Source organism: Streptomyces sp. NPDC093109, assembly GCF_040701725.1.
GTDB lineage: Bacteria > Actinomycetota > Actinomycetes > Streptomycetales > Streptomycetaceae > Streptomyces.
In genome coordinates this window covers 1-12529 of sequence record NZ_JBFBEZ010000083.1, presented here as the reverse complement: position 1 = coordinate 12529, position 12529 = coordinate 1, and the positions used below count along the sequence as shown (strand labels likewise).

Here is a 12529-nt window from a genome sequence, read left to right as displayed (position 1 = left end):
GATCAGAACAACCGGGACCCGATCACTTCGCCGATCAGATAGCGCGGGAAGCGCTCACCTTCACTGGGAACGGACAGTTATGGCTGCGAGTCACAAGATGCGGCTGCGACCGAGATTTTTACTTGGCGGACGAGCGCAGTAGTTGGCGGATCTTGCTTCCGTAACGCTGTGTTGTGGTCAGTTCCGAACACTTGCCCTTCTTGCCGCGTGGGTGGTGATGCTGTGGGTGGGTGAGCGAGATAGCCAGGGCCGGGATCCGGTCGGAGTCGAGTCGCCTTGACGATCTTGTGGCGGCGTACAGCGGGGATGCCGCATTTCGGGATCAACTCGATCTCGCGGATGGCTGGATATGCCGGTGGAGTTCCACGTGGCGGGTGGGTGCCGGCGAGGTCTGCTGGCCTGTTCGCGACATGGCGCATGTTCCGGTGCTGTCGTCCCGGCCTGTGCGGGGGTTCACGTGGCGGGCGAAGCAGCGGCATCGTCCCGGCCTGGAGGTGATGGCGTCCACGGGCAGAGGGCACGGCTTCGAGTCGCTGGAGGAGATGCGGCTGCTGGTCGCGCTGGACTTCATGGGGGCGTCGGAGGTGCTGTCGCAGCCGTTCCGGTTGGACTTCCAACACGGGGGCGGCTCGTCCTGGCACATCCCGGACTACTTGGTGGTGATCGGCGGCGGGATGTGGCTGATGGATGTCCGCCCGATGGAGCTGATCAAGGACGAGGACGCGCTGAAGTTCGCGGCGGCCAGGGAGATGGCGGCGGCTTGCGGCTGGCGGTACTCGGTGGTCGCGGGCTGGCGCCCGCATGTCTGGAGCGTCCTTGACCACTTGTCGTCGCGTCGGCGACCGGCGAGGGATCTGCTGGGCATGCGGGACCAGCTGCTGAAGATCATCGGCGACCAGGAGGAGCGTGTGATGACGTTCTCCGCGCTGGCGGACGCGACCAGCGTGCCTTCCGTTGGCCGGGCCAACATCGTCCGGCTGCTCTGGCAGCGCGAGCTCGGCGTTGACCTCGGCAGTCCCTTGCGCGACAGCTCCCTGATCTGGGGGGTGTGACGGTGGCGAGGGGCCTTTTGCAGGTCGCACCGGGCAGACGGCTCGCGCTCAACGGCATCGAGTGGACGGTTGAGGAGATCCACGGGCAGCTCGGCCGGCTCGTGCTCGTGGACGGCGGGGGGCATGCCGAGACCCGTTCGTTCCGCTGGCTCATCAACCACCCCGACCTGCGGCTTCTGCCGACGGCCGAAGCGCCGGGGCGGCCGACACCGGCCTCCCGGCAGCCGAGGACCCTGGCCGACCTGACCGAGGACCAGGTGGAGCGGGCCCGGCTTCGGGCTGCGCACGTGCTGGAAACCGAGACGGGGTTCCGGGAAGGACACCCGGCTCGGGCTCTGCCGGGTGAGCCCCGGCCGGGCTACGACCCCCACCACACGACGCTGACCCAACGCCGCCACACGAAGGCGGCGGAGATGAAGGCGATGCCCCATCCGGAGGCGGTCCGGCTCGGTCTGCAGCACCTCAGCTACCGGACTCTGGAGCGTCTGTCGGGACTCGCGGGCGACAGTCTCCTGCTGGCCTGCGCGGACGGGCGCTGGACACGGCGGCGTAGTGGCCATCGCAGCGTCACCGAGGAGGTCCGTGAGGCGATATTCGCGGTCAGGGCCGAGTGCGGGGAACGCGCCCGGTTGAGTCTGGCCGCCAGGCACCGGCTGATGCACCAGTACATGCGCGAGCGGTTTCCGGAGTTCCCAGCCGAGAAGATCCCTTCCCGCTGGACGTTCGCGGACGTCTGGAAGGAGTGGTTCGGGCCCGGTGGAGCCCGGCCGCGCTACGGGCGGACGGCTCAGGCCGCCGCGGAGGCCGGCGTCTCGGGCCGGATGGTAGTCCACCGGCCGGGCCAGGTCCTGGTGCTGGACTCGACGCCGATGCCGGTGAAGCTGCGCGAGACCGTGTTCGGCGACGCGGTCACCGCGACGCTGACGCTGGCTTGTGCACGGTTGGTTGCTGACCGCGTATGTTGCGCCGGTGAAGCAGAGATCCGCGTGGACGGTGCACTACACCAGCCGCGACGTTGCCCGGCCCGCCACGGTACTGCCCTGGCTTCGTGACCTGCCCGAAGACCTGACGCCATGGCTCGACGAGGCCGGGTTGCCCGATGGGCTGCCGTTCCTGCTGTCGCCTCGATACGAGTACGACGTGGTGCTCAACTCGTACTTCCATCGGGTTAACCTGATCGACGCGCCGTGGAACAGCAACGCCAACCGGGCCCGGGCACTGGCGGGGTACTTGAACTTCCTGCACGGCGCGCGGGGCGGGAAGTCATGGCGACAGGCCACCGAGGGCGACCATCTGGCGTTCCATCAGTGGCGCCGCCGGGATCCGGCCGGGCCCAGGGTGGCGGGCGGGACCTGGAGCCAGGAAGTCTCGCACGTCAACCAGTTCTTCGAGTGGGCCGTACGGCAGAACCAGATCGGAGCGGTCCCGATCCCGCACCGCTCCCGCAGGTCGGCGCCGCTGGGCACGCTTCAGGCCGTCCGCGCCGAGGGCACAGGCACGGTCCCGGCGACCTACGCGCACGACAAGGGCGGCGAGCGCATCGAGTGGCTCCCACCGGCGTCCTACCGGCTCTGGCGGGACGTGGGCCTGCGCGGTTACGGGCCTGACGGCTTGCCCTCGGGCCGGTTCAAGGGCCGCTGGTCGGCCCGCAACGCGACGTTCACAGACCTGATGGCCCGCACCGGGATGCGGCTGTCCGAGCAGGCGAGTCTGACCGTGACGGAGATGCCGCTGCAGGTGGGGATGGGCGGTTACCAGCGGTTCTGGCTGCCGGGGGCGATCGCGAAGTACTTCTCCGCGCGCTGGGTCTACGTCCCGCACAGCGTGGTGCGCGACCTGGCGGCCTATGCGGAGCTGGACCGGGCCGAGGTCGTCCAGGACGCCCGCGCTGCCGGGCGGTACGCACGCTGGCGCAGACCGCTGGTGGTCGACGATCCGTCACGACCCCACCTGGTGCGGACCGTGGGCAGTATCGAGCGTCGGAAGGTTAACCTGCGCGAGCTCAAGCCCATGGAACGGCGGCGGCTGCTCGTGGAGACTGCGGACGGCCTTGAGCCCGCGATGTTCTGGCTCGGCGAGGACGGGCAGCCGCTGGCGGTGTCGACCTGGAAGAGCGTCTTCGCGGACGCCAACCAGCGCTGCCGCGACTGCGGGGTGGAGCTGTCGTGTCACGCCCACCTGCTACGTCACGGGTTCGCCGTGGTGACTCTTGAACAGTTGCAGCGCGGCCACATCGCGGCACTGGCCGATCTCAACCCGGCCCAGCGCGGCCACTACACCCGGATCTTCGGTGACCCGCTGGACTGGGTCCGCCGCCGATTGGGACACCGGTCAGTCCTGACCACGGCCATTTATCTGCACGCCCTGCAGGAACTGGAGATGGAGACCCGGATGGCCCTGGTCCCCGACACCTGGGAGGACCCCAGGGACACCCCACTGCAGCGGATCGGCGACAACGCGCCGCCGGCCGGGGCGATCGGGGCTGCGGGATGAACCGGCAAGGACGCGGCAGCACCGGCCCCGGCCGGCCCTCGCCCCTGCCGGACCACGACTACGAACCGCCCGCGCCGGTACGGGAACTACCCGACGGACGACTGCTGGTGGCCTTTCACGGCGATGACGATCGCCGCCGGGTCTTCGACGTCTCCAAGCTGCCGCTGCCCGGCTGGCACCGGGCTCTGGCCGCAGTGGTTGCTGAACGGGCCGGACCCGGCGGCGGGCTCCGCACGTTCGCCGCGGCGACCACCGGCTGGGGATCCCTGAGCCGCCTGGTGAAGTTCCTCGGAGCTCTGCCGGAGCCTCCGGCCAGCCCGGACCAGCTCACGCCCGCTCACCTGCAAGCCTTCCACGACCACCGGGCCACAACGACACCGACCACGGCTCTGCGCGACATGGGCGAGGCCCGGCTGCTGTTCGCGCTGCCCGCGTTACGCGACCTTGTCTCCGCCGAAGTGCTCGACCACCTCCAGCGGCGTCTGCCCACGCTCCGCGCCCCCGAACCGTCCACCACGGTCGTGGAGACTGAACCGTCGCCGCCCGGGAACGGAGCCAAGCGGCTGACCACTGGATATTCCGACGGGGAACTGGCCCGGCTGCTGGCCGCGCTGCGGTCGGACGCCGCCCGGATCCGCGACCGCATCCGGGCCGGGGAGGACCTCCTTCGCCGCTACCAGGCCGACCCACTGGCTCTGGACGAGAACGATCGGGACCTGGGCCGGGTGCTGGAGCGCATGGCTGCCACCGGGCAGGTCCCCACGCCGCCTGCGGCCCGGCCCAGTCCCTTCTGTCCCGAACGCCGGCAACTGGCAGGGCGCCTGTTCTTGACCCTGCGGGACCTGCCGCCGCTAATGATGCTCACCGCTGCCCTGTCGGAGCGCAACGGCGAGACGATGAAGGAACTCCCGGTCCGGCACCGCGTGTTGGAGGATCGGGCGGTCGAGCTGGTCATCGTCAAACGCCGCCGGGGCACACGACGCTGGTTCGAGACCGTGACCTGGGAGATCGGGGCCCCGGGCCGTGAACTGCACAGCCCGGGCGGGTTCTACCTGCTCATGCTGGAACTGACGGCCCGCAGTCGCCAGTGGTGCGGTTCGCCGCTGCTGTGGTCGGTCTGGCGCAACGGATACGCGGCCGGGCTCGGTGTCCCCGACGACCATGTCGCCCCATTCCAGGACTCGTTGAGCTGTACTTCGATCCTGCCGACCGCCTGGGCGGCGAACCGGCCCCGGCCGCTGCTGGCCGATCCCCAGCCGGCCGCCGCCGGGCCTGACGGCACAGTTCCGACGCTTGCGGTCCAGGGACTGCCGCTGCAGGTGAGCTTCAACCGGATCAAGACCAGCATGGAGGTGCGGCGCACGAAGCGGATGGGCGGCCACCTGCCCTCGACCGCCAAGTCCAACAGCATGCCGGTCCTGTTCAGGAACTACCTCAGCGGCGACCCCGTCATCACCGCCTGGGCCGAGGAAGTCCTCGGCGAGGCCCTGGTCGACGCCGAGCAGGCCGCACGCCAGGCCCACGAGCGGGCGGCGAAAGCCGCCGGTGGGGGCCCGCGGGTCCTGCCCGGCCCCGTCGACACCGCGGCCATGGAGGAGAGCGGAATCGGACCGGACACGGCCCGCCAGGCCGCCGACGGCGAGCTGGACACCGGCTGGACGGCCTGTGCCGACCACGACCAGCACCCCCTCACCGGGGAAGCGTGCCAGGTCACCTTCCTCGACTGCTTCCACTGCGGGAACTGCTTGGTCACTCGTGACCACCTGCCGCGGCTGCTGGCTCTACTCGACGCCCTGGCCCAGCGCCGCCGCGAACTGGCCGAAGAAGTCTGGTGGCCGCGCTACGGGCCGGCCTGGGTCGCCATCCGCCAGGACATCCTCGCCAAGTTCACCCCCGCCGAACTCCAGCACGCCCAGGCCGACAAGCCGCACGACGCCCTCCTGGACCTGATCGAGAACCCATGGGAACTGCCGTGACCACCGCCCTGCACGCCCAGCCGCACCTTCCCTCGCCCCCACAGGTCCGTGCGGACGGCACCGACCCCTTCGTCTTCCACGCCCGCCGACTGCGAGCAGGCGTGGCGCTGGAGGACACCTCGCTCTTCAGCGACGACGTCTGGGTCCTGGGCCCGGCGATGCTCAAGAAGCACGAGCGCCGGTTCATCCTCGACTTCACCCTGATCCCCGCCACGCACCGGCAGGTCGCCAAGGAACTCTGCTACGAGATGCTGTCGGGAACCGTCCCGGCGGGCGAGGACCGGCCCGAGGTCGCCACCATCCGCACCGCCTTCACCGAGTACATCCGGTTCCTGCGCTGGGCAGCAGCCCGCTCCCGACGCCTCGACGCGATGACCGGCCGGGACTTGGAGGACTTCCAGCGATTCCTGATCAAGTCCTTGCCCGCCGCCGACGCCCGGCAAAGAGCCCGCTCGGCCGCGCGCAAGTTCTGGGTCTGGCGAACCGTCCTGTCCTCCGACGTCCTGCGCTTCGACCCGCGCCACGTCGACGGCTGGAGCGAGCCCAAGGCCCACAGCGGCGAGAACGCCACCGCACGGATCCCCGAAGAAGTGCTGGGGCCGCTGTTCGTCTGGGCCATGCGCTTCATCGACGAGTTCTCCGCCGACATCCTTGCCGCGGACCGCCACTGGCGGACCCCGCCGCCGGCACCGGCCGAGCCGTACATCTACGGCGACCTGCCGATCCGGCTGCGGGCCTGGCTGGACGAACGCATCACGGCAGGCCAGCCGCTGCCCGGCTGGCGCGGCGAGCCCAGCACGACCGGGGTCGCGCAGGCGCTGGGCCGCAGCCCGATCTCTCTCGGCCGCTACCGGCACCTGATCGACGAGGCCGCCGCCATCGTCGGCCTCACGCCCCAGATCGTCAGCCACCTACCGATCCGCGGCCGGATCGACGACGAGCCGTGGATCGGAGCGATCCTGGCCGACCACACCGAGCCCGACAGCCTCGCCGCGCTCGCCCGCATACTCCAGGACTCCTGCTACCTGGTCCTTTCCTTCCTCTCAGGCGCTCGCGACAGCGAGATCAAGCACCTGAGACGCGGCGGCCTGCGGACCGAGTGCGACGCGAACGGGACGCCCTACCGCTGGAAGATGCACAGTCTGGCCTTCAAGGCCGAGGACGACCCCACCGGCGTCCCGGCCACCTGGAGCATCGGCGAACCTGCAGCCCGGGCGATCACCGTCCTGGAGCAGTTGCAGCCGCCCGGCACCGACTACCTCTTCTCGCGCCTGGAGCACAGTCCCGGCGTCAAGCGCAACGCGGTCAGCCAGGTGCTGACCAGCGGTGCCACCAACGCACGCCTCAACACCTTCGCCACCTGGATCAACGACTACTGCCAGCGCCGCGGCCGCGCTGACGGCATCCCGATGGTCAACCAGAAGCCCTTCCATCTGAAAAACAGCCAGTTCAGGCGCACGTTGGCCTGGTTCATCGCACGCCGTCCGGGCGGCGTCATCGCCGGCGCCCTGGCCTATCGGCACCACTGCATCCAGGTTTTCGAAGGCTACGCGGGCACCAGCGAGTCGGGCTTCCGCGCCGAGGTGGAGAGCGAGCAGGCACTGGCTCGCGGCGAGCATCTCATGGCCGCGATCGACGCCCACGAGCACACCCATCTCACCGGCCCCGCCGCCGACGAGGCCGCCCGCCGCCTGGAGACCTTCGGCGAACGGGCCCGTTTCCAGGGCACCGTCGTCCTGGACGACAACCGGCTACGGCGGCTCATGGCCAAGCACGACCCGGCTGTCTACCCCGGCCAATACGTCACCTGTGTCCACGACCACGCCAAGGCCCTGTGTGAACGCGCCCGCCACCGCCGCAGCGAGGGACTACCCGACCACGGCGGCTGCAAGCCCCTGGCCTGCCGGAACGTCGCCCTCACTCCCGAGAACACCGCCGCCTGGCAACGCGAGATCGACCGCATCACCCGCCGCCTGGCCACGCGCCCGACCCTGCCGCCACTTCTGCGGCACCGACTGGAAGCCCGCCGCACGGAGATCACCGCGTTCCTGCTGGAGAACACCACCACCAGGCAGTCCGCATGAGCCGCCCCGCCGACATCCCCGCAGAGGCCCACGTCCGACGCGTCCTGGACAGGTACATCAACGAGTGCCACGACAACGGCACCCGCCCCAGCGTCCTGACCCTGGCCGCAAAATTCGACCTGAGCAACACCACCTTCCGACGACACTTCCCCGACCTGGCCAAGGAAGTCTCCGCCGCCCGCTCCACTCCGGCACCCCACCCCACGGCCGAGATGCGGCCCAGCCCCTACGAAGTCCTCGCCGCCCGAAACGCCAAACTCCGCCGCGCAAACCGGTCGCTGACCGAGAACCTCCAGTTCGCAGCCGCGCAGATTCAGCGCCTGGCTGTCGACAACGCCTGCCTGCGCGAGGCCCTGGAGGCAAGCACCAAGGTCACACGGATCGGCTCTCCTGGACGCCCTCGCCAGTCAGAGCCATCTGGAGGCTGACCCGGTGACGTTGAAGGTCGACTTCGGCAATCCGCACTGTGATCACTTCGCCTTCGCTGACGAGCTGGTCGGGGCTCTCCACCGGCTCCTCGGTCAGCTCCGACAGGTGAAGAAACCCCTCCACGCCGTCGGCGAGCCGCACGAACACGCCGAACGGGATGATCTTTGTGATCGGCCCGCGGACGACCCGTCCGGCCCGGTCGGCGAAGCGAATGAGCGGATTTTCCAGCAGAGCCTTCAACGACACGGTGACCTGTCCCTGCCGCGTCTCGGACATGATCACCTCACCGGTGACCCGTTGCCCGACTTCGACGGCCTCCGAGGCATGATTGATCCACGACCACGACAAGTCGGGCACGCGGATGAACCCAGTGCACAAGCCGTCGGGCTCGCCGTCCAGATGGACGAAAACCCCGAAGTTGTGAACTGCCGACACGGTCCCGGAGAGGACCTGCCCCGGCTGAATGCCGACGAGAAACGACCTCAGTTCCGGGTTCTCGCACGCCCTCGCGGACAGGTGAAGCTGCCCTCCACGCCAACGTTCGAGTTCCTCGGCCTCGATCTCCTGGCCGACGCTGAAGATCTCCGAAGGGTGGTCGAAGCGACGCATCGACGCCTCATGCTGCGGGATCCGTCCAACCTCGGCGATGCCCTCCTCCGTGTCGGCAAGGCTCACGAGGACATCCGATCCATCGAACCCGATGACCTTCACTTTTCTCACCGGTCCTGGCTGGATGCGGTTGATCAAAGACTGGAGGCGAGGGTCGGCGGCTGACTCGGACATGAGCGCAGCCTAGCCTCCAGCGCACCGGCAGCCGAGAGGACAGCGAGCCAAGACGCGACGCCTGCACCGGGCCGGAAACGGATCAGCTTCAGGGCAGCCAAACGGTCAGTCCAGAACCACATCCACAACGGCATAGCCGATCTGGGCGATGTCCTCCGCAAGGTCGTCCAAGCTCACATCCGGGTTCAGCAACGAGACGATGCTCTGCGAGAGCGGTCGCAGGGCATATACGTGACGCACAGCATCGAGGTCGACCGCGACCTCGTAGTACTCCTCGGCGAACTGCTGGTATGCCTCCGATCGGCCATCCACCAAGACGTCGAACAGCCACTCGGCACCGTCGGCGTCCTCCCTGTCTTCCGAGGGGACCTCGACGGCCCCCGATCGCCATGCGACGTCGGACTGCTCGCGCCAGAAGCACACTGTTGCCCGGGGCGTCCCATCGGGCTCGCTGAAGGCCGGCTCCTCCACGCACGAACGGAAGACCCCGGGAACCGTGTCAACCAGGCCAGGCCAGGGCGCCAGGGGATCATCTCGATAGGGGCTCATCGGCGACTCGTGGTGGAAACCGCGGGCATACGCCCCAGCAGCAGAGAAGACGATCGAGTACTCGTTCCCGCAGCCATCCCGCATTGAGGCCATCTCCTCAGTGGGCGACCAGCGGGAATCGAAGGAGTAGAACCGCGAGTCCCAGCTCGGGCTCAGGATGGCGTCCAGCATCGCCATGGCTCGGGAACGATCCCGAACGGTCGAGATCTCCGGCAACCGGTGGGTCACTTCATACACAGACATGGCCTCATCCAAGCCGAGGCCAGTGACAATCCCCGCAGCGGCCCAAGGGCAGAGCACGAGCACAGCCCGAGCGGTCAACGGTCAGCCCACAACTACCTCCACAACCTCGCGCTCGATCTCTACACGCACGGACTGCCGGCCTTCCGGCTCACGCTGCAGTCCGACACCTCGGTCGACATCGCGATGCTGCTGCGGGACGTGATGCTGCCGCTTCCGATGCGGGAGGGCTGGGGCGAGGACATGGAATGGCCGTACGCCGGAGTCCCGGCCGACGTGATCGCCGAGTTCAGCGGGCACCGGGTCGCCGCTCTGCCGTTCTTCGCCCCGGAGACGGTCACCACCGACCACGGCGGCCCCTACAAGAACCACGACCTGGTCGAGGCCGAACGCGAGATCGGCTGCCGGATCCTGCCCGCCCGCGTTCTTCGACAGACCGATAAATTCGCGGTCGAGCGTCAGTTCCTGACGATCCAGACCATGCTCTTCGAGCACCTGCTGGGCTTCACCGGCGGCGACGTCGCGGACCGCGGGGCCGACCCGGAACGAGATGCGAGCCTCACCCTCGCGCAGGCCGAACACGCCATCGCGACCTGGATCGTCCAGATCTGGCAGAACCGCAAACTAGGCGAATACGCCCCCAGCTGGGCGCCGGGCGAGGACCACAGCCCCAACACCTTGTTCGCCGCGGCGATGGAGCAGGGCGGCTTCGACCTCGATTTTCCCGAACCGGGCTTCTACTACAAGGTCCTGCGCAAGCATCACGTGAAGGTCCATCCGCGGCGCGGGGTGAAGATCCTCGGGCTCTGGTATCACGACGCGGTCCTCGACGAGCCGCGCTTCGGCCAGCCCTCTTCTCGAGGCGGCAAGCATGCGGGCCAGTGGGTGGTCCGCAGCGACCGCAGGGACCGTCGGCAGGTGTTCTTCCAAGACCCGGCCGACCACGACACGTGGCACATCCTGCGCTGGCGAGGGCTGCCGCCCGAGGGCGAGATTCCCGCATTCTCCGACAAGACCGCCGACGCTCTCCTGAGGCACGTGAAGGCGAACAACATCAAGATCCACTCGGAGAGCGAGCTCTTGGAGCACCTGCTCGGCATCCTCGGCTCCGTCACCCCCGTCGACCAGTGGCCAAGCCAGGCCGAGAAGAAGACCGGCAAGAAACGGCGGACTGCCCAGTCCCGCGAGATCGCCCGCGCACAGACCGCAGCAGCCGACCGCCCCGCCGCGCCGGTCCGCGCGGACGATCCGGCTCCGGCTCAGATGCCTGCGGCCTGGGCTGAGCACGCCCGAATGATCGACCGGGCGGTCGACACCGACCGCCGCCGACGCCGAGAAGAAGCACTCGCCGGAACCCCGCCCCTTGCTCCACCGACGCTGCACGAGGCCCTGAACCGGCGGCACATGTTCCTGCCGCCGCCCCGCGACGACGCAGACGCTGAGACGACTGTCCTGGAGGACGACGCATGACCCGAGCCCCCTCACACGGTGATCCGCTGGAGGGCCTGCCCGCACGGTCCAAGATCGCCGAGCTGATCCTGGCCGGCCACCCGCCGCGCGACACATACATCGGCTGGCAGAGCTACCGCTCCCGCCGCGGCCTGCTCCTCCCCGCTCCGGCGCTCTCGCTGCAGCAGTGGAGGACGATCCCGGAAAGCCGCCGCGCGGACTACGACCTCTTCCGGCACCTGACGAACGCGAACCTGCCGCTTCAGGACACACCCATGCACGACAAGGTCGGCAAGCTGATCCGGCGCCGGTTACGCGGCAACACGATGAAACAGGACGACCCGACACGCGCCGGCATCATGGTCAGCGGCTGGGGCAACTACGGCAAGACGGCATCCGTCTGCTCGACCGCGGCCGTCTTCGAGGACCACTGGCTGCAGATGCACAGCTACCTCAAACCCGGAACTCTGCCGGGCACCCGCGACATCCACGCGCCGGTCGTCTACGTCTCGACCCCGGTGACGGCGACACCGAAGAGCCTTTGCGCATCCATCCTGGGCTTCTTCCGCGCCGAGATACGCAAGTCGGCCACTTTGCCCGAACTGGTACGGCAAGTAGCCGACTCCCTGCACGACCACGGAGTCAAGGCGATGATCCTGGACGATGTCAGCCGACTGCGCATGCACCGGGCCGACGACCAGGACGTCCTCGACCTGATCCGGGCCTTCATGAGTCTGGACGTCACCTTGATCCTGACCGCCGTCAACATCCCCGGAATCGGGCTGCTGCGCGAGTCCAAATGGAACAAGAAGTCCAGGCAGTGGGAGATGCCGCCGCTGGAGTCGACCCGCATCCACGGCCTGGAGATCACCCAGACAGAGCACCGCTTCGAGCTCATCGAACTCGACCGCTTCCGCTACACCACACCGAAGCAGATCCAAGCCTTCGTCAACCACCTCGACGGGATCGAGCAGCACCTGCGGCTGCTGAACGCGAAGAGGGGCATGCTCACCGACGGCACCATGCCGGAGTACCTGATACGCCGCACCGGCGGCGTCGTCGGACTGCTCGGGCGGCTCATCGAGGACGGCGCCCAGGAAGCGATGGACGGCGGCCGCGAGGTCCTCGACGAGGAACTGCTCGACGAAATCGTCCTGCGCCGGGAAGACATGACCAACGCCCCGGATGAACCCATCCCTCCGGCCAGGCCGCCCGCCGCCCGCCGGTCCTCCAGCGCCAAACGCCGGCCACGCAACACCGTGTTCGACGATCACGGACCAGGCAATGCCGAAGACAGGACGGGCTGACCCATGCCCGCGGCCCAAGCACCGCTGCCCAGGAGCCTTGAGCCCCTGCCCGACGAAAGCCTGCCGGGCTTCGGGACCTGTCCCCGAAGGGTGGACACCTCTGAGCCCGGCCCCGCCAGGGGCCGGGGAGGAGGGATCTCTTATGGTGATGAAGGTCTATTCGCCCG

10 protein-coding genes are annotated in these 12529 nt (G+C 68.7%); 8 read left to right on the top strand and 2 right to left on the bottom strand.

All coding sequences use genetic code 11. The features are described from left to right. The first annotated feature begins 410 nt into the window (after window positions 1-410). From AB0389_RS37320 to AB0389_RS37295, 6 genes are read left to right on the top strand one after another with little or no spacing between them, the layout of a single operon-like run. Complete coding sequence (locus tag AB0389_RS37320; RefSeq protein ID WP_366400038.1) at window positions 411-1052, top strand: TnsA-like heteromeric transposase endonuclease subunit; 642 nt, start codon at window positions 411-413, stop codon at window positions 1050-1052. Next, on the top strand, window positions 1049-2104 hold the full coding sequence (locus AB0389_RS37315) for a hypothetical protein (RefSeq protein ID WP_366400037.1): 1056 nt from the start codon (window positions 1049-1051) through the stop codon (window positions 2102-2104). Before AB0389_RS37320 ends, AB0389_RS37315 begins: the two co-directional genes overlap by 4 nt. Then, complete coding sequence (locus AB0389_RS37310; protein WP_366400036.1) at window positions 2022-3545, top strand: integrase; 1524 nt, start codon at window positions 2022-2024, stop codon at window positions 3543-3545. The genes AB0389_RS37315 and AB0389_RS37310 overlap by 83 nt, the downstream gene beginning before the upstream one ends. Then, window positions 3542-5521, top strand: coding sequence for a hypothetical protein (locus AB0389_RS37305; RefSeq protein WP_366400035.1), 1980 nt, complete (start codon window positions 3542-3544; stop codon window positions 5519-5521). The genes AB0389_RS37310 and AB0389_RS37305 overlap by 4 nt, the downstream gene beginning before the upstream one ends. Next, complete coding sequence (locus tag AB0389_RS37300; RefSeq protein ID WP_366400034.1) at window positions 5506-7605, top strand: hypothetical protein; 2100 nt, start codon at window positions 5506-5508, stop codon at window positions 7603-7605. The genes AB0389_RS37305 and AB0389_RS37300 overlap by 16 nt, the downstream gene beginning before the upstream one ends. Beyond that, a complete protein-coding gene (locus AB0389_RS37295; RefSeq protein ID WP_366400033.1) occupies window positions 7602-8033 on the top strand; it encodes a hypothetical protein in 432 nt (143 codons plus the stop codon). The genes AB0389_RS37300 and AB0389_RS37295 overlap by 4 nt, the downstream gene beginning before the upstream one ends. Here AB0389_RS37295 and AB0389_RS37290 read toward each other — a convergent pair. Then, the gene (locus AB0389_RS37290; RefSeq protein WP_366400032.1) at window positions 7978-8817 is read right to left on the bottom strand and encodes a S1 RNA-binding domain-containing protein; all 840 of its coding nucleotides are present in this window, start codon (window positions 8815-8817) and stop codon (window positions 7978-7980) included. The two genes, AB0389_RS37295 and AB0389_RS37290, sit on opposite strands and share 56 nt — an antisense overlap. Before the next feature lie 105 nt (window positions 8818-8922). Continuing rightward, window positions 8923-9543, bottom strand: coding sequence for a hypothetical protein (locus tag AB0389_RS37285; RefSeq protein ID WP_366400031.1), 621 nt, complete (start codon window positions 9541-9543; stop codon window positions 8923-8925). A 42-nt stretch (window positions 9544-9585) separates the two neighbouring features. Here AB0389_RS37285 and AB0389_RS37280 point away from each other — a divergent pair, with 42 nt between their 5' ends. After that, entirely contained in the window at window positions 9586-11076 is a 1491-nt protein-coding gene (locus tag AB0389_RS37280; protein WP_366400030.1) for a hypothetical protein, read from the top strand. Next, window positions 11073-12362, top strand: coding sequence for a TniB family NTP-binding protein (locus tag AB0389_RS37275; RefSeq protein ID WP_366400029.1), 1290 nt, complete (start codon window positions 11073-11075; stop codon window positions 12360-12362). Before AB0389_RS37280 ends, AB0389_RS37275 begins: the two co-directional genes overlap by 4 nt. Window positions 12363-12529 lie beyond the last annotated feature (167 nt).

Excerpts from the sequence above, each read along its gene's own strand:
- AB0389_RS37290 (WP_366400032.1), bottom strand. The coding sequence starts at position 8,817 with ATGTCCGAGTCAGCCGCCGACCCTCGCCTCCAGTCTTTGATCAACCGC.
- AB0389_RS37275 (WP_366400029.1), top strand. The coding sequence starts at position 11,073 with ATGACCCGAGCCCCCTCACACGGTGATCCGCTGGAGGGCCTGCCCGCA.
- AB0389_RS37295 (WP_366400033.1), top strand. The coding sequence starts at position 7,602 with ATGAGCCGCCCCGCCGACATCCCCGCAGAGGCCCACGTCCGACGCGTC.
- AB0389_RS37305 (WP_366400035.1), top strand. The coding sequence starts at position 3,542 with ATGAACCGGCAAGGACGCGGCAGCACCGGCCCCGGCCGGCCCTCGCCC.
- AB0389_RS37320 (WP_366400038.1), top strand. The coding sequence starts at position 411 with ATGGCGCATGTTCCGGTGCTGTCGTCCCGGCCTGTGCGGGGGTTCACG.
- AB0389_RS37300 (WP_366400034.1), top strand. The coding sequence starts at position 5,506 with ATGGGAACTGCCGTGACCACCGCCCTGCACGCCCAGCCGCACCTTCCC.
- AB0389_RS37285 (WP_366400031.1), bottom strand. The coding sequence starts at position 9,543 with ATGGCGATGCTGGACGCCATCCTGAGCCCGAGCTGGGACTCGCGGTTC.